We start from the raw sequence: 20,327 nt of genomic DNA, 5'->3' as shown, positions 1-20,327 counted from the left end.
ATCGTGAGGGGCTTGCCGCGCAACGCGGCCCCCTCACGATCCCCGGAGGCAACATGCAGCTCCAACCCGGCCAGGTGCTCGATGCACGGGCCCTGCTCTTCGACATGGACGGCACGCTGATCGATTCGCGCGTCGTCGTCGAAAAAATCTGGAAGCGCTGGTGCGACGAAGTCGGCCTCGACTGGGGCTACGTGCTACCCCGCCTGCATGGCGTGCGCATGTACGACTCGGTGAAGGAACTCACCCCGAAGGGCATGGACGTCGACGCGGTCTACCAGCGGCTCTATCGCGAAGAAGTGGAAGACGTCGATGGCATCGTGCCGATCCCGGGCGCGCTGGAACTCCTCGCATCGCTGCCCGCCGACCGCTGGACCATCGTCACCTCGGCCGACACCGTGCTGGCGAAGGCGCGCCTCGGTGCGGCCGGCATCGTCCCGCCGCCGAAGATGGTCACCGGCGAGATCGTGACGCTCGGCAAGCCGCACCCGGAAGGCTACCTGCTCGGCGCGGAGCGCATGGGAGCGAGCGCGTCCGACTGCTTCGTGTTCGAGGACGCGAAAGCCGGCATCGATGCGGGGCTGGCCGCCGGCTCGCGTGTCATCGCCATCGCCGGCGATCATCCCAGCGAGATCCCGCCGGGCGTCGCATGGGTCACCGATCTCACCGCGCTGCGTTACGACGGGATCCACGACGACAAGCTGCGCCTGCGCGTCGTCTAGCGAACCCAGCACGTGCCGGCACGTGCCCGGCCGCGTCAGTAGACGTCGCGGCGGTAACGCCCGGCCGCCGCGAGGTCTTCCACGCCACGGTCGCCGAGGATCTCGCGAAGCGCTGCATCCACGCCCGGCGCCATGCCGGCGAGGCCGCCGCACACGTAAACGCTCGCACCCTCGTCGACGAAGCGGCGCACGGCATCCGCCGCCACCCGGAGGCGGTCCTGCACGTAACGCGGGCCCTGGGCTTCGCGCGACCAGGCGAGGTCCAGCCGTTCGATTCCGCCGTCGTCGCGCCAGTCTTCCAGTTCGTCGACATGCAGCCGGTCGACGCGTTCATGCCGCTCGCCGAACAACAGCCAGTTACGCCGATGCCCGCGCGCGATCCGGGTCTTCAGCAAAGCGCGCAAGCCGGCGATGCCGGTGCCGTTGCCGACCAGCAACATTGGACGCGCATCGGCCGGCGCATGGAAGGACGCGTTGCGGCGCACGCGCAGGTCGATCGTGTCGCCCTGCTCTGCCAGCGCGGTCAGCCAGCCCGAACCCGGGCCGAGCGATCCGTCGGCGTGGCGCTGCTGGCGGACGACGAGGTGCAAGGCACCGTCGCCCGGCACGGACGCGATCGAGTATTCGCGATGCGGCAACAAGGCCTCGTCGCCGCGCGCACGCCGCGGGCCGATCTCGACCACGTCGCCCGCGTCCCACGCGAGCCACGCCGGCTCGCTGGGCACGAGGGCGATATGGAAACAGGGGCCACCCGCGCTACCGGGATTCAGCAAACGCCGCTCCGCCAGGCGCCACGGCTGGTACGCCGGACGCGACCAGTCGGGCTGCTCCGGTGCGCCGGTCAACGCGCTGACCTGGCCCTGCCAGTGGCGCAATGCGCCTTCGTCGCCATTGTCGACGTCCACCCGATCGAACCACGGCGTGGCCCCGTGTTCGCGCAACCAGCGGTCCAGCTCACGGCCAAACGCGCAGAAGTCTTCGTAGTCGCGATCGCCCAGCGCGAGCACCGCGTAGCTGAGCCCGTGCAGGTCGGCGCCCGCGCGCATCACCTCGCGCTGGAACCGCGTGGCATCGTCCGGCGCATCGCCTTCGCCCGTGGTGCTCGCGATGAACAACACGCGCGAGGCGGAGGCAAGGTCGTGCAGCGTGAGCGACGCGATGCCGCGCAGGTCGGCGGGCGTGCCGCCGTCACGGATCAGTTGGGCGGTGCGTTCGGCCAGTTCGGTGGCGAAGCCGGTCTGCGACGCGTGGACCACGAGCACGCTACCCTCGTGGCGGGCCGCATCGGCGGCGCCCTTGCGTGGGCGCGCCACGACGGCCGTCCACGCGCCCCAGCCAATCACCGCACCCGCCGCCACGGCGAGCCGGATGGGCGAGCCCAGCTGGATCCCGCCAGCGTCGAACAGGCCCGCGTCGATCACGGCTTCATCGCTGCGGCGAACGCGGGCGACATGCGTTGCTCGAACCTGCCGTCGCCGGCATACAGCACGAACAACACGGCCACGCCGTGGCGCTTCGCGTAAGCCATGCCTTCGTCTGGCCCAAGCACCGTCATCGTCGTGCCGAGCGAATCGGCATGCATGCAATCGTCGGCGATGATGCTGACCGAGGCGACGGTATGCGTCACCGGATAACCGGTGCGCGGGTCGATGTGGTGGGAATAGAACTTCCCACCCGTTTCGAAGAAGTGGCGGTAATCGCCGGAGGTGGCGATCGCCTGGTCGCGCAGCGAGACAATCCGGCCGATCTCGTCGACATTGTCGACCGCGCCCGATGCCGCGCCCGGGGTCTCGATGCCGACGTGCCACGGCGTGCCGTCCGGCTTGCGGCCATGCGCGCGCAATTCGCCGCCGATCTCGACGAGGTAGTCGTGCACACCCGCGCGATCGAGGAAGCGCGCGACCTGGTCCACGCCGAAGCCCTTGGCGACGGACGACAGATCCACGTAGACACCACCCGGCTGGAACGCGCGATGCCCCGCATCGTCGAGCGTCACCCGCGCCCAGCCTACACGTGCCTTCGCCGCCGCGATCGCGTTGGCATCCGGGGCATCGTGCGGACGCTTGTCCGGGCCGAAGCCCCACAGGTTCACCAGTGGCCCCACGGTCGGGTCATACGCGCCGCCCGAATCCCGTGCCAGCGATAACGCGTAGCGCAGCACCGTGTAGAACTCGGGCGGCAACACTTGCCAGGTACCGGCCGGCGCACGGTTGAACCGGCTGAGGTCCGAGTCCGCTTCGTAGGTGCTCATCTGCGCGACGACGCGATCGACTTCGGCCTGGATGCCTCGTTCGACCGCGGCGTCTTCCACCTTCGGCGGGAGCACCGCATTGACCGACCACGTGGTGCCCATCGTCTCGCCTTCGAACCGACGCACGTCGGTCGCCGTGGCGGCGAACGTGACGAGGCACAGCAACAGGAGCAGGACGCCCCCGCGACGGCATCCACGTGGCAGGCTCATCACTGCGGCAGCACTTCGAGCGTGGCGGTGTAGGCGATGCGACGCTGCTTCGCTTCCTTCGCCGAGGTCTTGTCGTCTACCGTGCTGGCGTTCACCCAGTACATGCCCGGCGTGGCAAAGGTGAAACTGAACTTGCCATCCTTGTCGGTCTGGGTATCCATCTCGTCCTGCGCGTTGCGATAGCGCGTGGCGCCGTCGATCGCGGTGACCTTCAGGTTGCCGGCCGGCTTGCCGTCGAGCAGCAGCTGGAACGTCGCCTTCTCCCCGGTGACCAGGTCGTTCGGCTGGGTCACCGGCACGAGCTCCAGGCCCTTGCCGGTCGGCTTCAGCGCCGCGCCACCCGGCTTGCCCTGGGTGACGAAGGTCTCGACGCGCGAGGCCATCTCGCTTACCTGCACGTTCTTCGCGTCGGCGGGGATCGCCGTCTTCAGCTCGGCCGACGTACCGCGCCAGCGCTTCTTCTTGCCGTCCTGCTCATAGTTCGCGAACAGGCCCTGGTTCACCAGCGCGATGCGGTAGGTGCCCTTCTGCGGCACCGGCAGGTCGAACGCGCTGCGGTACTTGCCGGTCCACGGGTTTTCCGGCTTCACCTGGCTGCCGTCCGGCGCGGTGATCACCAGCTGGTCGAGCTGCGCCGGGAAGTGGTCCGGATAGTAAAGATCGTTGGACACGGCCGCATCCACGGTCACCCAGGCATCGTCGCTGGAGACCACGGTGGACGAGGGCACCATCCACATCTTGTGCGCCTGCGCGGCGAACGGAAGGATCAGCGCGGCGGTGAGCGCGGCGCAGGCAAGCGTGTGCTTCATGGGAGGCTCCGGTCAGGGATTGAGGTCGAGGGTGATCTGGCCAAGTTCATCGGTGCCCTTGGCGGAAAGGTGTTCGGCGGCTTTGGCCGGCCAGTCGAACGCGATGCGCTGGGTCTCGTGGCCGCCGACTTCGCGCGCGGCCTCGACGATCAGTTCGTAGTGGCCCGGGGCGAGCGTGCCCAGCGGTGCCTTGCCGTCGGTAAAGCGCAGCTGGTGCTGGCCGGCCGGACGCGTCGCGCCCGACACGCCGTCGATCGGCATCGTCTGGTCACGCCCGCTGCGGCGCCACCACTGGCGCATGTCCTTCAGCCACTTCGTGCCTTCGCCGCTGGCCTTCTTCACGTCGTACCAGACGGCCAGGTTGGCGGCGACCGTGTGGTCTTCGCGTTCGATCCACACCGCCACGTAGGGCCGGTGGTATTCGGCGGCCTTCAGCGTGGGGATTTCCACGGTGAGGTTCATGTCCGCGGCGAACGCCGGGGCGGCGAAAAGGCAAAGCGCGATTGGCAGGCAGCGATGCATGTCGATCCTTCGTCAGTGGATGAATACCAGGGCCAGCACCAGCGGCAGCACGAAGCCCAGCACCACCATGGGCCAGGTCATGCGGCGCTGGCCGGCGTGCATCTTGAGCAACAGCAGCCCGGTGGCGGCGAACACCACGCAGGCCAGCGCGAACAGGTCGATGAACCAGCGCCAGGCCGCGCCGGTGTTGCGGCCCTTGTGCAGGTCGTTGAACCAGGCCAGCCAGCCGCGATCGGTGGCCTCGTACTGCACCGCGCCGGTCTCCCGATCGATGCTGACCCACGCATCGCCACCCGGGCGCGGAAGCGACACGTAGACCTCATCGTCGCTCCAGTCGCCGTCGCGGCCGCCGATGTCGGCGCCGGCCTGGTCATGGACATAGCGGGCGACGGCATCGTCCACTGGCGCCGACTTGCGGCCGGGATCGACCAGGCGCCTGAGCAAGGGCGCAGGCAGGGTCGCGGCATGGCGCACGACGCGCGGGTCGGCCTCGATCTGCGCGGCGTGGTTCAGGGTGAAGCCTGTGATGGCGAACATCAGCAGCACCACGAGCGATATCGCGGAGCTGATCCAATGCCAGCGATGCAGGTGTTTTAGCCAGAACGCACGGCGTGTCCGGTCGACGGTATCGCGCATGCGATGCAGGGTCCCTGTCGTTGGTGCGAGAACGTTCGGATGATAGTTCTAATGGGAATCGTTCGCAATTGGAGGGGCGGGAGATGGGGGTGAGAAGTGGGGGCGCAGGAGCCGGCAGGCGGATGAGGGGGCCGCACGCGCTGCGCTGGCGTAGACGCACTCGCATCGTCACCAGCACCCTCATGCGAACGACGGAAGTCGCCCCCACTTCCCACCCCCCTCCCAGGAAAGCGCACCGAAAGCCTGCCGCGACAGCATGCGCCCACCCCACTACGGAGCGTATGCTTGCCTACCATGCGCATACTCCTCGCCGAAGACGACGCCTCCATCGCCGCCGCGGTTCGCGCTGCCCTGCAACAGGGTGGGCACGCGATCGACCACGTAACCGACGGTGCCTCTGCCGACCACGCCTTGCGCGACCACGACTACGACCTGCTGGTGCTCGACCTGGGCCTGCCCCAGCTCGATGGCACCGAGGTGCTGGCACGTGCGCGCAAGCGCGGCGCCAGCCTGCCCGTGCTGGTCGTCACCGCGCGCGAAGGCCTGAAGGAGCGCGTCCGCGTGCTCGACCTGGGCGCGGACGACTACCTGGTCAAACCCTTCGCGCTGGCTGAGTTCGAGGCACGCGTGCGTGCCCTGCTCCGCCGGCGCACCAGCAACGGCACGCCGGAGTTCAAGATCGGTCGCCTGCGCCTGGACATCCCCGGCCACCGTGCCTGGATCGCCGACACCCCGCTGGACCTGACAGCCCGCGAGTTCGGCCTCATCGAAGCGCTGGCCACGCGCGCCGACAAGGTCACCAGCCGCGCCCAGTTGGTCGAGGCCCTGTGCAACTGGGACGAGGACCTGACCGACAACGGCCTGGACATCGCCCTGCACCGCCTGCGCAAGAAGCTCCAGGGCTCGGGCACCAACGTGCGCACCATCCGCGGCCTGGGCTACCTGCTCGAAGAATCGGCCGATGCCTGAACGCCGCCACGCGGCGCGCCGCCCGGCGCGCCCCAGCCTGCGCCGGCGCCTGCTCACCTTCCTGCTTGTTCCCGTGCTCGGCGTGCTGGTCGTCGACGCCGTAGTCGCGTATTTCGTCGCGCTCGCCTACTCCAACCGCGTGCACGACGCCGACCTGTCAGATTCCGCGCTCACCCTCTCCGAGATGATCGGCAGCGATGCGCTGCGCGGTGAACTGACCGCCCAGGCGCGCTTCCTGCTCGAGTACGACCCCGACGGACGCAACTACTACGAAGTGGTCAGCGACCGGAATGGCCGCCTGATCGGCAACGCCGAGCTTTCCGGCCCCGGCCACCCGGTCGACGTCGACGCCCCGCCCGCGCTGTACGACACCGAGCTGGGCCACAAGGCGTTGCGCGCCGCCATCATGCGCGTGCCCGACCACCACGACAGCGGCAGCACGCTGACGATCAAGGTGGCCGAGAACCTGCGCGATCGCCACCAGCGGGCCCGCGAGATCCTCCTGCTCACCCTGCCCATCCAGGCCTTGCTGATCATCGCCGTGCTCTCGCTGGTCTGGTTCGGCGTCAGCCACGGCCTGGGCGTGCTCGAGCCGCTGACGATGCGGCTGGGCCGCCGCGGCCACGACCTCGGCCCGATCGGCGAGGAAGACGTGCCGGTGGAGATCCTGCCGCTGACCCGCACCATCGACGACCTGTTCGCGCGCATGCGCAACATGCTCGGCCTGCAGGAACGCTTCATCGCCGATGCCGCCCACCAGCTACGCACGCCGCTGGCCGGCATCCAGCTGCACGTGGAGCGGATCGGCCACGCCGGCGACGAGGCCCAGCAACGCGACGCGCTGTCGCACATCCACCGCCTCGCCGCCCGCGCCGCCCGCACCTCGGCCCAGCTGCTCGCCCTCACCCGGACCCAGTCGCCCGACCTGCCCGACCACGACGGCATGGCGCTGATCGACCTGTCCGAGGTGGTGCCCGAGGCCGTGGGCATGCGCGTGCACCAGGCCCTCGCCCTCGGCGTGGACCTCGGCTACGAGGGTATCGACGGCGCCTGCGTCGTCCGCGGCGACGCCCTTCAGGTGCAGGAAGTGATCGACAACCTGGTCGACAACGCCTTCCACTACGCCGGCCGCGGCCACGCCGTCACCGTCTCGGTCGGCCGCGACGCGGGTGACGCCGTGCTGGCCGTGGACGACGACGGCCCCGGCGTCGCCGACGCCTTCCTCGACCAGTTGGGCGAACGCTTCTTCCGCGTGCCCGGGGCGGACGAAGACGGCACCGGCCTGGGCCTGGCCATCGTCGAGAGCATCGCCGAGCGCCACGGCGCCCGGGTCGGCTTCGGCCGCTCGGCCCTGGGCGGCCTGCGGGTCGAGTTGCGCTTCCCGCCGCCCAGCGACCCGGCCGACGACCGGAAAGCTCACTGAAACCACGACTTGCGAGCATGCCGCCTTAGGATGGCGAAGGCGTGAGGCCCAGGCGTGAGCGAAACCACGGAATTCCAGTTCGAAGGCGGCCGCGATGGCGTGCTGCTGATCCACGGGCTGACCGGCACCCCCACGGAGATGCGCATGCTCGGCAAGGGCCTGAACCGTGCCGGCTTCACCGTCGTGGGCGTCCGCCTGGCCGGCCATTGCGGCAGCGAAGACGACCTGCTGGCCACCACCTGGCAGGACTGGTACGCCAGCGCGGAAGCCGCCGCCGAAGAGCTACGCGGCCGGGTCGACCGGGTCTTCGTGGCCGGCCTGTCGATGGGCGCCGTGCTGGCGCTGCGCCTGGCCGCCATGCGCCCGGAATGGGTGGACGGCGTCGGCGTGTTCGGCGCGACGTTCCGCTACGACGGCTGGTCGATCCCCTGGACCGGCCGCCACCTCTCGTTCCTGCTGCCCGTGTTCAAGCGGATGGGCATCGGCCGCAAGCGCAGCTTCATCGAGCAGCCGCCCTACGGCATCCGCGACGAGCGCCTGCGCGCGCAGGTCAGCTCGGCGATGTTCTCCGGCGACAGCGAGGCCGCCGGCCTGCCTGGCAACCCCTGGCATGCCCTGGCCGAGATGGTCTGGCTGGCCCGCGACGTGCGTCGCCGCCTGCCCGACGTGGTGGCGCCGTGTTTCATCGCGCACGCCTCGGACGACGACGTGGCCAGCGTGGCCAATGCCGACATGGTCGCACGCCGCGTCCGCGGCCCGGTCGAGATGCTGCTGCTTGCCGACAGCTACCACATGATCACCATCGATCGCGAACGGCGTACCCTGATCGAGCGCAGTGCGGATTTCTTCTCGCGGATTGCGCGCGACGCGCGCCCCGCGCGCATGGCGGCCTGATATGAACGGCATGGTGTTCGCGTTGTGGCTGGCAAACGTGCTGCTGGACACCGGCGGCCAGCTGGCGTTCAAGGCCGCCGCGGGCGACGAGCGCGCGGGCGATGGCCTGGCGCGCTGGAAATACATGGCCGCGCGGCCGTGGATCTGGACCGGCATCGCCTGCTACGTGCTGGAGTTCGTGGTCTGGATCGCCTTCCTCTCGCTCGTGCCCCTGTCCGAGGGCGTGCTGCTGGGCTCGATCAACATCGTCGCGATCATGATCGCCGGGCGTTTCCTGTTCCGCGAACGACTGAGCCCGATGCGCGTGTTCGGCATCCTGCTGATCGCCGCGGGCGTGGCGATCGTCGGAGCCGGTGCATGAAACGCTTTTACGTCATCGGCTTCGCGTTGCTGCTCATGTTCGACACGCTGAACCTGGTCTGCTTCAAGATGGCCGGCATGCACGCGCTGCCGGTCGAAGCGAGCACCGAATGGCTGGCGCGCGTGTTTTCGCACCCGTGGATCTACGGCGCCATCGTCGGCTACATCGGTGCCTTCGTCACCTGGATGAGCCTGCTGAAGCACGCACCGATCGGCCCCGCCTTCGCGGCGTCGCATCTGGAAGTGGTCAGCGTGATGCTGCTGTCGTGGTGGGTGTTCGCCGAGCCGGTGACGCCGACCCAGATCGTGGGCGCGATCGCTATCGTGGCCGGCATCGTCTGCCTGGCCTTCGCCGAAGGCGACGAGGATGCCGGCGATGTGGTTCCGGCCTGAGCGCGAAGCACCGCCCACCGCCGGCCTGCCGCTGGCGTTCGCCGACATGGGCGGCCCGGTCCCGGCACCGCTGACCGCGCTCGCCGCGCAGTGGATCGGCGTGGAAGAAACCCAGCTCGAGTGTTCGGGCACCGCCGCACTCACCGTGGCGCTGACCGCCCTCGCCGAGCACGCCCGCTCCCGCCGTGAAGTGGTGATGCCGGCGTTTACCTGCCCGCTGGTGCCCCTGGCCGTCCGCCGTGCCGGCCTCGAGCCGCGACTGGTCGACCTGCGCCCGGGCCACTTCGACATGGATCCCGCCCGGCTCGCCGAGGCCTGCAACGAGCAGACGCTGGCCGTCGTGCCGACCCATCTGGGTGGCCGCACCGCCGACGTCGCCAGTGCCGCGGCGATCGCCGCGAGCGTGGGTGCGTACACCGTGGAAGACGCGGCACAGGCGTTCGGTGCACGTATCGACGGGCGTCACGCCGGCACGCATGGCGATGCCGGCTTCTTCAGCCTCGCCGCCGGCAAGGGCCTGTCGATTTTCGAAGGTGGGCTGCTGGTCGCACGCGACCCGACGATGCGTGACAGTTTTCGCCGCGCCGCCCGCCGCATCGCGCGCTGGCACCCCGGCTGGGAACTGCGCCGCACGGTGGAACTGGCCGGCTATGCCGCGCTGTACCGACCACGCGGACTGGGCATGGCCTACGGCCATCCCCTGCGTCGCGCCCTGCGCCGTGGCGACCTGATCGGTGCGGCGGGCGAACACTTCGACGCCGACTTCCCGTTACACCGTGTCGGCCGCTGGCGCCGCGCCGTGGGCGCCCGCGCCTTCCATCGCCTGCCCGAGTTCATCGAAGCCACGGCATCCCAGGCGCGTGTACGCGTGCCGGCACTGGCCTCGATCCCTGGCGTCCACGTGTTCACCGACGACGGCGGCACGTGGCCCTACCTGATGTTGCTGCTGCCGGACGAAGCCACCCGCGATGCGGTGCTGCAACGCCTGTGGGCGTCCCGCCACGGCGTCGGGCGGATGTTCGTGCATGCGCTACCGGATTACCCGTATCTCGGCACGATGCTGGGTGGCGAGGACGTGCCGAATGCGCGGGATTTCGCTGCGCGGACCTTGACGGTAAGTAACAGCCCGTGGCTCGACGATGCGGCGTTCGAGCATGTTTGTGCGGTGATTGAGGCGACTGTGGTTTCGCGTTAGTCGTGGATGTAACGCGCGGCCCCAACGATGGATCATGCGGCTTATGGCGAGCCTTCCATACCGCAACGTCGCGCGAGGTCGTCCCACGTTACGAGCTCGTTTATCCACATACGCATGTCACGATCCCCTATCAGCGCGAGGTCGATTTTGGCTGCCGCCTCATCGTGAAGCGATGTCAGAGCGTAAGCACGCAGGAAAAGAAGTAAATTCTTGTAAGAGAAGAATTGCAGACGCTCAGAGATTTCAAGGCCAAGCGACGCATCATCAATAACACTTTGATAGTCCCCCAGGGCCGCTGAATATTTTGCTCGGTCATAGAGGTAGACCGGCTCGTCAGGCGCCAATGCGACAGCGCGACCCAATGCATCGACAGCGGACAACCGATCACCTTTCCTCGCATACAGGTACGCCAGGTCGCACCAAACGTCCGGCTCCTCCGGGAACTCTGCTGCCAGCGCGATCATCTCACTCACGGCATTCGGATTGGTCTTTGCGCTATCAGTAATCGTCTTCAGTCGATCTTTCAGATCATCCATATACGCACCCCATCGTTCATCTATGACGAATTTATCGCTCAGGCATTTGCGGGGAGATATCCATCCCGCAACGTCGCGCGAGGTCATCCCACGTCACTAGCCCATTTATCCAGAAACGCATATCGCGGTCCCCGATCGTCGCAAGATCGTTCCTGGCTGACACATCGTCATGAAGCGCGGCTTGCGCATAAGCACGGAGGAAGAGGAGCAAATCCTTGTATGAGAAGAATTGCAGCCTTTCGGAGACCTCAAGTCCTCGCGATGCGTCATCGATAACGCTCTGATATTCACCTAGCACCAGGTTAAACCTCGCGCGATCAAACAAGTAGACCGGCTCGTCGGGAGCTAGCTCTATCGCATGGGCTAAGGCACCAACAGCGGAGACTCGATCGCCTCTCCTCGAACGGACGTATGCCAACTCGCACCACACATAGGGATCTTCCGGGAACTCCGCCACTATCGCGATCATCTCGCCCACAGCATTCGGATCGGACCTTGCACTGTCTTTGATCTTCTCGATTCGTTTCGCCAAGTCATCCATATGCCTTCCTAATCTAACGTCCATGACGACTTCAACGATGAGGCTTCTGCGCGGAGGTACCCATGCCGCAACCTCGCGCAAGGTCCTCCCACGTCACCAGCCCGTTTATCCATAGACGCATGTCACGGTCTTCTATCGAAGCAAGATCATCCCTGGCTGACTTGTTGTCCCCTAGCGCGACCAGCGCGTGTGCACGAAGGAACATAAGCGCCTCCTTGTACCAGAAGAATTTCAGGCGATCAGAAATTTCAACGCCAAGCGACGCATCAGCAATCACCGCTCGATGTTCGCCGAGCGCCGCGTTATATCTTGCCCTATTGAACAGGTAGATCGGCTCATCTGGAGCTAGCGCCGTGGCACGACCTAACGCATCAACAGCTGACACATAATCATCTTTCCTCGCGTAAACGTATGCCAGGTCAGCCCAAACGTCGGGCTCACATGGGAACTCTTCCGCAAGCACGATCATCTCAGCCACGGCGTTCGGATTTGACTTTGCGCCATCCGTGATTCGCTTTCTGCGCTGTTCGAAGTCATCCATATAAGACGCCCGCCCTGTCGATCAATTCGAGATCCTCGTCCGCCTCTTCGTACCAGTACAGTCCCGGCTCGACCAGGAAACCGTGACCTAGGTGAGCCCACTCTTCTTCTGGAGCTGCCTGGGAAAACTGGCCATTCGATATGACGGCGATCACCCGACCCGTGGCCGTCGCGGACATTCGCACCCTATCGCCAACTTCGATAGCCTGCCCGGAGTAATAGTGGTTAAGCGGAGGCGGTATCGGAGGCTTCGTGGAAATGTCGCCAGGTTTATGCCAATCCAACGCCGCACCGTCGTCAATATCAGTCCGCTCGACGAACACAAGGTCCTGACCGTGATGCGGTCGCCAACAGAGCTCCCCGCTGTCACTACGAACCAGGGCGCAGCCAGGTGACGGGCTCCGGGCGGCATGCTTCACGTATGGCAAGTAGGATTGCTCGTCGGAAATCCCGACGACAATGCCGCTACTCTCTTCGTCCAGGGCTACACGGTCAAGCAGCCTGACGCGCTCTCCATCACGATAGATCATGAGCAACCCTTTGGTGCCTCATTTCTTTTTAGGCAGAACGTCATCGGTCAGACACTGCCTGCCGATGCCATGGATCCAAGACCCGAACCCGTGTACCACCGGATCGCCGTAGAGGGCCCTATTGGCCTTTCCGTCCCAACCCGGCGAGGCCTCATCGAAGCGAGCGCAGACCGTAACGCTGCTGCCTACGCGCGCGTACTCGTAAGAGTCGCGGCGCACGGGATCCACTGGAGCCCGCAAGCCGTGCTTCTCCAGGGTCGCGTAGGTCTCAGGGATTTCTCCGTACATCGCCCGGACCTGGCGCAAGCCCCAGATGATTTCCAGCACATCGGACTCGCGGGTGCGATCCGGTGTCGGCGAGGGTGGGTGACAGCCGACTATCAGCGCGGAAAATATGACGGTAGGCGCCAGCCCCCGGATCGCCTTGCTGCCGCTCTTCATGGTCCTTACCGCTGTGCTAGTCCGCATACAGCCCCACCTAAGGTTCCCAGTACAGATTTTCAGTGCTGATCGGGCGTGCGTCCGAAGTCATCTATCAGCGAAGCATCCGCGCCATTCAGCAACAAGAGGTCAGCGACGTCTTCCTTCGTATACATTCGGGCGTAGTGCAACGCGCTGCAACCCATGTCACCCCGCGCATTCACGTCCTGCCCTGCCTTAAGAAGCAGGTCGACCGTCCGCACGTCACCTAGCGCTGCCGCGATATGTAGAAGTCGGTCGCCGGTTGAGTCGACGTATGCTAGCGGATCCAACGGCTCGCCCGGGTCGCCCCTTGCGCCCATCAGGTAGTGATAACGGGAGCGGATCTCGCACACCTCTTCGTCCGTCATATCTTTGAACATCCCCAGCTTTCCCCTTACCGAGTCGTACCGCCCCCACCTACTTCATGTAACGCGTCGATATGATTGCACCGGTCTGTCGATCAACCTTGTACTCCGCGCCGCCGCCCTTGTACCCGTGCGAGGTGGGTTGTGGAACGAATTCGTACTCGAATGTTGATTCCGAGGTAACGGTCGAGAGATCGTAATGTCGGAAGTCAGCGAAGTAGGCACCTATTTCCGAATCGGACTTGTATGTATTCAGATGCGCTTTGAATGCATCGATGACGGGTCCAGCGTGGGCAACGGCATCTGCGGACACCAACCCTGAGCACGCCGGACTCCGGGACGCGCAACCGAGCGTTACCGACAAGATGAGTGCAAGAGCGATTCGCGCGATTGCATCCTTGCGCATAACCCGGACCGTGCATCGATGGGCCGCTCGACGTTCTGGCAGTGAATGTTGCATCAGTCACAGAACTCCTTGATGGAAGTCATGTCCTGCCTTCCTTTCGGCACGTTCTGAGCGGCGAGGTGGAACGTTTCCGCCCACTCCGCGCCATGCTCCGATGGCCCGGCATTGACACGCATGACGAAAAACTTCTCGAAGTTCCGGGTTGCATACATTTCAACGATCCAGGACTTGTTCGGTAAGCCACCCGTGTCGCTGCCGGGAGATGGTTTCCACGTACTCACCGCCGACTTCTTGCACAAGACGTACCCCGCTCGTCCAAGCTCGTTGCGTATGGGTTGGATGTATTGATAGGAGCCAGGCTTCGAAAGCACGTCAAATGACACTTCTTCGCCCGAAGTGAGGTCATGCGCGTATGTAACGCTGGTGGCCGAAGCCGGAATCATCGTCGAGAACTGGTTTCGCCCATTCGTGCAAGCCGCGATGCAAGCAACGATGAAAGTGGCAAAAACTAACGTTCGTAACTTGTCGAGCATCGAGGTGCCTTTACGTACCTGCGGCGTGCAGACGCAATGCCTGGACGTCCGGACTTCCCTACTGCGTGCGTTTCAGGCCCTCAACCACCCATCGATCTGGGATCGGAGGTTTCCTGGCCCTGATCTCCATCGGCACGATTAACCAGCACCAGATCGTGCTCAGGCTCCGTGTAATGGATCAGACCGTAACGTTCAAACTCGATCATGACACCCACCCCGAGATATGCCCATTGCCCAGCCGAATGTTCAGGAGCGACGCCATACCGCGCCCCGTCGATGTCGCTGACCACCCTGCCAGGGACACCGCCCAGTGAGACGACATCTCCCAGCTGGCTGACCTGACCATCGCAATACTTCATCGGACTGCCTCGCGAACGCTTTAGGGCCAGGTGAGCGAAAGCTCATTGCCGCCGAGCCAGGTCACCGAACCATCCTTGGCCTCGTCGAGCAGTGGGAAAATAGCCACTGCCACGCGATGTCGTTATTCCTCGACAACTGGCGTCGCCACGGACAGCACGGGCTCATCGCCGAAAACAGAAATCGTTCCGCCTGCCAGGTGGATGTAGGTCAATCCCCGCCCCTGCGACGGCGACCAGTCACTCACGTCGCCGAAAACTTTATGAATCGCCAGTCGCTCAAGATCGATATTAGTCGCGATGGATGAGGCGTTGGCAATACGAATCGTTGCATCGATCCGAGTCGAGCTCTGTTCGTCGGGGTAATACGAGACCCGGAACGTCGCCGTGGAGGACGTTCCACACTCCAGTTCGTAAGAGTGAAAGAGTGCATCGTGAAGATTGATCGTCATCATGAGATATCCGTCGAAGAAACCATCGTCGCCGTTTCGGTAGCGATTACACGGAATCCGTCACGCACCCAGGAGCGCGCGTCCTACGGGCGAGTCAAGAAGGCTTCACGGACACCACGAGTGAAGGCGGTACGGACGTTAATTAATCAGGAAGGCGATGTCTGTAGGCGAACGCCTACATGGCCCCAGCGCCACCCATGCCGGCCGATTTACGCAGGGATTCCACCTTCCTTGCCAGGTAATCCAATCGCCCGAGGCCTGTGGCCGGTGCATTCTCGTTCAGCGCTTTCAAAAAGGGGCGCGGGCCTCCATAGGCCCGTAACGTCCGTTCGAACCCGTCGTCGAGCAGCGCAGTGACCACGGCATCCGTGATGCCATAGCTCGCCGCGATCGAGCGATCACGCTGGCTTCTGCTCCAGGCGTAGCCATCCGCCATGGTGCCGATACACCGCCCCGCCTTCACGACGACGATCGTGGCCGTCACATCCTGCTCGAAGGGCCCTGCGCCGTCGACACCCGACCCGTCCGGCACGCGCTCCCACCCATGGACGAGCGCGTAGGTCACGCCGTCCCGGGTCGTGCTGCCGAAGAGGAACAGATACCCGCGCGGCTGCTTGCCCAGTGAGTCGCACGCGTAGACGAGGTCGGGCGCGCGGTCGTACGGGACCGCGCCCCACGCCACCGGGATACCGAAGAGCGGGTCCAGGATGACACCCGAGGGCGCGCTCGGCTCGCTCGTGGCCGCCATCGCGGCCTGCTGGAAAAGCGCGAACACAACGGTGGCGCCTACGACCCTGAGTGTCCCCACACGCCCCTCCTCCTGGGTTATTACACCGGCCGCGGCTTGCCCTGCTCGACCAACGTCAGGGCGACCTTGTCGCGAAGATAGACAGGCAGCGCAAGCTCGGGCGCCACGGCACCTCCATCGCGGAAACGACGGGCGGCGACCTCGGCGATGTGCCGGGCCTGCGGGAAGCGCGCGCCGTCCGCCGAGCGGATCGGTGCGGTGATCCGTTCGCGCAGCACCGCTTCGTACGTGGCCCAGCCGGTGCCGACCACGTGCCAGGCGATCGCTTCGGGCAGCACGAGGGCCGCCGCGGTGTCGACCCGCTCGTGGTCCATGAGGCTGACGCTACCGTCGTCTTCGCGCCGCCAGGCGGCCACGTAGATCTCGCCCATGCGCGCGTCGATCACCGACAGGATCGCCGCATCGTCCTCGGGTGCTTCCAGGGCCAGCGCCTCCAGCGAGGACACCGTCACGACCGGGACGTCCAGCGCCATGGCCATGCCCTGGGCCAGCGAGACGCCCAGGCGCACGCCGGTGAACGCACCCGGGCCGCGACCGACGGCGATGCCGTTGAGCGCGTTGCGTGACAGCCCCGCCTCGGCCAGCAGTGCGTCGGCCATCGGCAGGACCAGCTCGGCGTGGCGGCGCGGCGCGATCTCGCTGCGTTCGATCACTTCGTCGCCATGGACGAGTGCGACGGAACAGGCTTCGGTGGAGGTTTCGATGGCGAGGAAGTTCATGGCGAATCCGTCTGGCTGTTGAAGGGCACGCCATAGGCGTACCAGTCGATGCGGCGGGTCAGGTACATCAGCAGCGCGATGACCGCCACGAGCACGACCGAGCCGATCAGCAGCGCGTACTGTTCCGCGCCGATCAGTCCATACAGTATGGCGTAAACCAGCCCCAGCACGCCGCCGAGCACCATGCCGGCGGTGCGGGCACGCAACACGGCCGCCGCGTAGCCACCCACGATCAGGACCACGGTACCCGCCGCCACCAGGTAGGCCGGCCCGAAACCGATCTGCTCGGAGAACGCCAGCAACAGGACGTAGAAGCTGACCATGGCCGCGCCGACCAGCAGGTATTGCACCGGATGCAGGCGCAGCCCCTTGAGCACCTCGAACAGGAAGAAGGCGACGAAGGTCAGGGCGATGAACAGCAAGCCGTATTTCCCGGCGCGATCGTTCTGCTGGTACACGCTGCCCGGCTCGACCAGGCGTACGCCGAAGGCGGAGCTCGCCAGCCGGCCGTTGACCTCCTGGTCGCTACCGTCCCAGTGCTGGCCGTAGGAGCGGTTGAGGTCGAGGGCCTGCCACGTGGCGTCGAAACCGTTCGCAGTCACCGAGCTCTTGCCCGGCAGCATCGCGCCCTGGAACGACGGATCCGACCAGCCCGAGCGCAGCCGCAGCGTGCTGGAACGGGCCAGCGGCAACGCCGAGAACGCTTCGGTACCGGCGACGCGCAGGGTCAGCGCGAAGTCGATCGGCGTGCTGCGCGTGGTATCGATCGGGAACGGCACGGAGAGCACGCTGTATGGACCCATGCGTGCCGACGACGAGGCCAGCCGCACCGGGCGGCCGTCGACCGTGGCGGCGGTGATCCCCTGCAGGCCGCGGGTGTCGGCGATCAGCAGGCGCAGCTCGGCGCGATCCGGATACAACGTCGCCCCGCTGGCGGTGGCGGCACGCTCGATGTCGGCGGCCACGAAGCGCCCACGGATGGTCACATCGCTGGTGTAGACCGGCACCTCGTACATGCCACTGCGGCGCTTGCTCACGGCCAGGTCGGCGGTGGTGGCGAGTTCGTCGGCCAGCACGATGCGTACGCTGTCGCGCGTGGCCGGCGTGCCGCTGCGCGGGTCGCGCACCGGCTCGATCGAGGGCACGGCGATGACGAAGCCACCGATCCCCTGCGGCCCACCCCACCCGTCGGACACCCGCTTGATGGCGGTGTCGCGCATGCTCATGCGCTCACGCACCAGGCCGTCGGCCTGGGTCAGTGGAATCATCATCAACAGGGCAAGCACCCCGATGCCCAGCACCTTGGCGGTGATCGATTGCGTCCAGCGAAACATGGGGCTCCTCCCTTGGCGAATGTGGGGAGGATGCTGCGCGGGCCGGCGGCGGCTTCGCGGCCGGGTATCGGGCAAATCAGGGCGCGGAAGGGGCGGCGTCGGGTTTTCGGCTGTCGAAGAACGCGGTGACGTCGCCGAGTTCGCGGGTGCGCGGCATCGGCGGCAGGCTGTTGAGGAACAGCCGGCCGTAGCCCTTGGTGGTGAGGCGCGGGTCGCACAGCACCAGCACCCCGTGGTCGTGCACGTCGCGGATCAGCCGGCCGGCTCCCTGTTTCAGGGCGATCACCGCCGTCGGCACCTGCCAGCCCATGAAGGGATTGATCCCCGCCTCTTCCAGCGCTTCCAGCCGTGCCTGCAGGACCGGATCGTCCGGCATCGCGAAGGGCAGCTTGTCGATGACGACCACGCTGAGCGCTTCGCCGGCCACGTCCACGCCCTCCCAGAAGCTCGCCGCACCGAGCAATACGCCGCGCCCGCTGAGGCGGAATTCTTCGAGCAGGCGATGCCGTGGTGCCGTGCCCTGGACGAACAGCGGCCACGGCACGCGCCCCTCCAGCAGTTCGGCCGCGCGGCGCAACGCACGGTGCGAGGTGAACAGCAGGAACGCCCGGCCGTCGGATGCATCCAGCACCGGGCGGATCGCGGCGATCACCTTGTCGGTGTGATCGCGCGCCGAGGGATCCGGCAGGTCCTTCGGCAGGTAGGCCAGCGCCTGCCGCCCGTAGTCGAACGGGCTTTCGACATTCAGGGTGACCGGGTCCTCGATACCAAGCTGGCGGGCGAAGTGCTGGAAGTCCCCGGCGATCGACAGCGTGGCGGAGGTATGGATCCATGCCGCGTTGGTGGCCATCCGCATCGCCCGCAGCGGCGAGGCCAGGTCCAGCGGCGTGGCGTGCAGGGCAAAACCGCGCGGCCAGGTCTCGTACCAGCGCACGTCGGCGGCGGAGTGTTCCTCGGCGATGCGGTCCAGCCGCAGGCTGAGCATCTGCGCGCGCTCGTGCACGTTGGCCAGGCCACGCGACCGCTCACCCAGGCCGGCCAGCAGGTCCGACATGGCGGCAACGACGTCACGCAGTTCGCCGAGCAGGTCGTGGACGCCGCTGTCGCGCTCCAGCGCGCCGAACGGCCCCTTGGGCGGCAGCGGGTCCATCGCCAGGCGCAGGCGCTTGACCAGGTCCTGCACGGCCTCCACCGGCTCCAGCAACTGGCTGGTCGCGCCGGTGACACCCTGGGCCTCGGCCAGGGCGTCCTGGCCCAGGTCGACCAGCTGGCGCGAACCGACGCTCTGCGAGAAGAACTGGCCGGCCAGCTCGGGGATCTGGTGGGCTTCGTCGAGGATGAACGCGTCGGCGCCCGGGAGGATCTCGCCGAAGCCTTCCTGCTTGAGGGCGAGGTCGGCCAGCAGCAGGTGGTGGTTGACCACCACCACGTCGGCCTCCATCGCCTCGCGTCGGGCCTTGACGACGTGGCAGTCGTCGAAGAACGGGCACTCGCTGCCCAGGCAGTTCTCGGGCGTGGAGGTGACCCGTGGCCAGACCGGGGAATCCTCGGGGATGTCGATCATCTCCATGCGGTCGCCACGCCGGGTGCGTGCCGACCAGGCCCGGATCGCCGACAGCTGGGTGGCCAGCTGGCGGTCCGGGTTGCCCTCGCGCACGGCCTGGTCGAGCCGGTGCAGGCAGAGGTAGTTGGCGCGGCCCTTGAGCAGGCTGGTCTTGGCGCGGCTGCCGAGCACGTGGTGGACGCGCGGGAGGTCGCGGAAGAACAGCTGGTCCTGCAGGGCCTTGGTGCCGGTGGAGACGATGACTTTGCGGCCGGAGGCGAGCGCGGGGACGAGGTACGCGAAGGTCTTGCCTGTGCCGGTGCCGGCTTCGGCGATGAGTAGCTCGCGCTGGTCGATGGCGTCCGCGACGGCGGAGGCCATGCGTTGTTGGGCTTCGCGTGGCGCGAATCCGGGTACTTCGCGGGCGAATGGGCCCTCCGCGCCGAGGATCGCGGCCACATCGAGTTCAGTCATCGCACAAGTATCACCTACAACGCGGCCACCGCGCTGTAGGCGCCGACCCGCGGCGCTCGTGCGTGGTCGCAGGACCAGCCCTGGGCGCCCACCCTCGCTGCTCAGACAGGTCCTCCGCGTTCGATAAGGTTGGCCGCAGCCGCGGCCCATGTATTTGATTGCCCTGCGGGCGCTCTCTTGTGCGGAACTCGCCTCGAGGGTGGGCGCCCAGGGCTGTTCTTGCAGCTCGCGCGAGATTTGCGTGTAGGAGCGCGCCTGCGCGCGAAAATCCAACGTAGCGGGAATGATGGGACCTAGTTCACCGATTCATGCGGACGCCATCGAATCACATTGAAATGATGATCCTG

General features: G+C 66.4%; 25 protein-coding genes. 7 read left to right on the top strand and 18 right to left on the bottom strand.

Going from position 1 to position 20,327, the window contains the following annotated elements:
- The first annotated feature begins 53 nt into the window (after positions 1–53).
- Positions 54–719: an HAD-IA family hydrolase gene (locus tag KPL74_00470; GenBank protein QWT20501.1), complete on the top strand. Its 666-nt coding sequence runs from the start codon at positions 54–56 to the stop codon at positions 717–719.
- A 35-nt stretch (positions 720–754) separates the two neighbouring features.
- Here the strand turns inward: KPL74_00470 and KPL74_00465 are convergent, their stop codons facing one another.
- Genes KPL74_00465 through KPL74_00445 form a run of 5 tightly spaced genes read right to left on the bottom strand, consistent with a single transcriptional unit; the run spans position 755 to position 5,147 of the window.
- On the bottom strand, positions 755–2,140 hold the full coding sequence (locus KPL74_00465) for a sulfite reductase subunit alpha (GenBank protein ID QWT20500.1): 1,386 nt from the start codon (positions 2,138–2,140) through the stop codon (positions 755–757).
- Positions 2,137–3,180 carry an FAD:protein FMN transferase gene (locus KPL74_00460; GenBank protein ID QWT20499.1) on the bottom strand — a complete coding sequence of 348 codons (1,044 nt, stop codon included), beginning with the start codon at positions 3,178–3,180 and terminating at the stop codon, positions 2,137–2,139. Before KPL74_00460 ends, KPL74_00465 begins: the two co-directional genes overlap by 4 nt.
- Positions 3,180–3,989 carry a DUF4198 domain-containing protein gene (locus tag KPL74_00455; GenBank protein QWT20498.1) on the bottom strand — a complete coding sequence of 270 codons (810 nt, stop codon included), beginning with the start codon at positions 3,987–3,989 and terminating at the stop codon, positions 3,180–3,182. The genes KPL74_00460 and KPL74_00455 overlap by 1 nt, the downstream gene beginning before the upstream one ends.
- 12 nt (positions 3,990–4,001) lie before the next feature.
- Positions 4,002–4,511, bottom strand: coding sequence for a DUF2271 domain-containing protein (locus KPL74_00450; GenBank protein ID QWT20497.1), 510 nt, complete (start codon positions 4,509–4,511; stop codon positions 4,002–4,004).
- A 12-nt stretch (positions 4,512–4,523) separates the two neighbouring features.
- Entirely contained in the window at positions 4,524–5,147 is a 624-nt protein-coding gene (locus KPL74_00445; GenBank protein QWT20496.1) for a PepSY-associated TM helix domain-containing protein, read from the bottom strand.
- Positions 5,148–5,432: 285 nt separating this feature from the next.
- On the opposite strand from KPL74_00445, the gene KPL74_00440 reads away from it, so the two are divergent.
- From KPL74_00440 to KPL74_00415, 6 genes are read left to right on the top strand one after another with little or no spacing between them, the layout of a single operon-like run.
- Entirely contained in the window at positions 5,433–6,116 is a 684-nt protein-coding gene (locus KPL74_00440; GenBank protein QWT20495.1) for a response regulator, read from the top strand.
- Complete coding sequence (locus KPL74_00435) at positions 6,109–7,539, top strand: sensor histidine kinase N-terminal domain-containing protein (GenBank protein QWT20494.1); 1,431 nt, start codon at positions 6,109–6,111, stop codon at positions 7,537–7,539. The genes KPL74_00440 and KPL74_00435 overlap by 8 nt, the downstream gene beginning before the upstream one ends.
- A gap of 54 nt (positions 7,540–7,593) precedes the next feature.
- Entirely contained in the window at positions 7,594–8,433 is an 840-nt protein-coding gene (locus KPL74_00430) for an alpha/beta fold hydrolase (GenBank protein QWT20493.1), read from the top strand.
- 1 nt (position 8,434) lies between these two features.
- The gene (locus KPL74_00425; GenBank protein QWT20492.1) at positions 8,435–8,794 is read left to right on the top strand and encodes an EamA family transporter; all 360 of its coding nucleotides are present in this window, start codon (positions 8,435–8,437) and stop codon (positions 8,792–8,794) included.
- Complete coding sequence (locus tag KPL74_00420; protein QWT20491.1) at positions 8,791–9,186, top strand: DMT family transporter; 396 nt, start codon at positions 8,791–8,793, stop codon at positions 9,184–9,186. The genes KPL74_00425 and KPL74_00420 overlap by 4 nt, the downstream gene beginning before the upstream one ends.
- Positions 9,170–10,381: a DegT/DnrJ/EryC1/StrS family aminotransferase gene (locus tag KPL74_00415; GenBank protein ID QWT20490.1), complete on the top strand. Its 1,212-nt coding sequence runs from the start codon at positions 9,170–9,172 to the stop codon at positions 10,379–10,381. The genes KPL74_00420 and KPL74_00415 overlap by 17 nt, the downstream gene beginning before the upstream one ends.
- A gap of 41 nt (positions 10,382–10,422) precedes the next feature.
- Here the strand turns inward: KPL74_00415 and KPL74_00410 are convergent, their stop codons facing one another.
- From KPL74_00410 to KPL74_00350, 13 genes are all read right to left on the bottom strand, one after another.
- A complete protein-coding gene (locus tag KPL74_00410) occupies positions 10,423–10,917 on the bottom strand; it encodes a hypothetical protein (protein ID QWT20489.1) in 495 nt (164 codons plus the stop codon).
- 31 nt (positions 10,918–10,948) lie between these two features.
- Positions 10,949–11,458, bottom strand: coding sequence for a hypothetical protein (locus KPL74_00405; protein ID QWT20488.1), 510 nt, complete (start codon positions 11,456–11,458; stop codon positions 10,949–10,951).
- A gap of 31 nt (positions 11,459–11,489) precedes the next feature.
- Positions 11,490–11,999 carry a hypothetical protein gene (locus tag KPL74_00400; GenBank protein QWT20487.1) on the bottom strand — a complete coding sequence of 170 codons (510 nt, stop codon included), beginning with the start codon at positions 11,997–11,999 and terminating at the stop codon, positions 11,490–11,492.
- Positions 11,992–12,528 (bottom strand): hypothetical protein, encoded by a 537-nt coding sequence (locus KPL74_00395; GenBank protein QWT20486.1) that lies wholly within the window; start codon positions 12,526–12,528, stop codon positions 11,992–11,994. Before KPL74_00395 ends, KPL74_00400 begins: the two co-directional genes overlap by 8 nt.
- A gap of 18 nt (positions 12,529–12,546) precedes the next feature.
- The gene (locus KPL74_00390) at positions 12,547–12,969 is read right to left on the bottom strand and encodes a hypothetical protein (GenBank protein ID QWT20485.1); all 423 of its coding nucleotides are present in this window, start codon (positions 12,967–12,969) and stop codon (positions 12,547–12,549) included.
- Positions 12,970–13,028: 59 nt separating this feature from the next.
- On the bottom strand, positions 13,029–13,370 hold the full coding sequence (locus KPL74_00385; GenBank protein QWT20484.1) for an ankyrin repeat domain-containing protein: 342 nt from the start codon (positions 13,368–13,370) through the stop codon (positions 13,029–13,031).
- 444 nt (positions 13,371–13,814) lie between these two features.
- Positions 13,815–14,294, bottom strand: a complete 480-nt coding sequence (locus KPL74_00380; GenBank protein ID QWT20483.1) for a hypothetical protein — start codon at positions 14,292–14,294, stop codon at positions 13,815–13,817.
- Between the two features lie 80 nt (positions 14,295–14,374).
- Positions 14,375–14,653 carry a hypothetical protein gene (locus KPL74_00375; protein QWT20482.1) on the bottom strand — a complete coding sequence of 93 codons (279 nt, stop codon included), beginning with the start codon at positions 14,651–14,653 and terminating at the stop codon, positions 14,375–14,377.
- Between the two features lie 122 nt (positions 14,654–14,775).
- Positions 14,776–15,105 (bottom strand): hypothetical protein, encoded by a 330-nt coding sequence (locus KPL74_00370; GenBank protein QWT20481.1) that lies wholly within the window; start codon positions 15,103–15,105, stop codon positions 14,776–14,778.
- A gap of 172 nt (positions 15,106–15,277) precedes the next feature.
- Entirely contained in the window at positions 15,278–15,877 is a 600-nt protein-coding gene (locus KPL74_00365; protein QWT20480.1) for a hypothetical protein, read from the bottom strand.
- Between the two features lie 53 nt (positions 15,878–15,930).
- Positions 15,931–16,629, bottom strand: coding sequence for a tRNA (adenosine(37)-N6)-threonylcarbamoyltransferase complex dimerization subunit type 1 TsaB (tsaB, locus tag KPL74_00360; protein ID QWT20479.1), 699 nt, complete (start codon positions 16,627–16,629; stop codon positions 15,931–15,933).
- Entirely contained in the window at positions 16,626–17,963 is a 1,338-nt protein-coding gene (gene creD, locus KPL74_00355) for a cell envelope integrity protein CreD (GenBank protein ID QWT20478.1), read from the bottom strand. Before creD ends, tsaB begins: the two co-directional genes overlap by 4 nt.
- 76 nt (positions 17,964–18,039) lie before the next feature.
- Positions 18,040–19,980: an ATP-dependent DNA helicase gene (locus KPL74_00350; protein QWT20477.1), complete on the bottom strand. Its 1,941-nt coding sequence runs from the start codon at positions 19,978–19,980 to the stop codon at positions 18,040–18,042.
- Positions 19,981–20,327 lie beyond the last annotated feature (347 nt).

It is taken from the genome of Bacillus sp. NP157 (assembly GCA_018889975.1).
Lineage (GTDB): Bacteria > Pseudomonadota > Gammaproteobacteria > Xanthomonadales > Rhodanobacteraceae > Luteibacter.
Note: the sequence above shows the minus strand (reverse complement) of the source record. Positions and strands in the feature narration are given on the sequence as shown.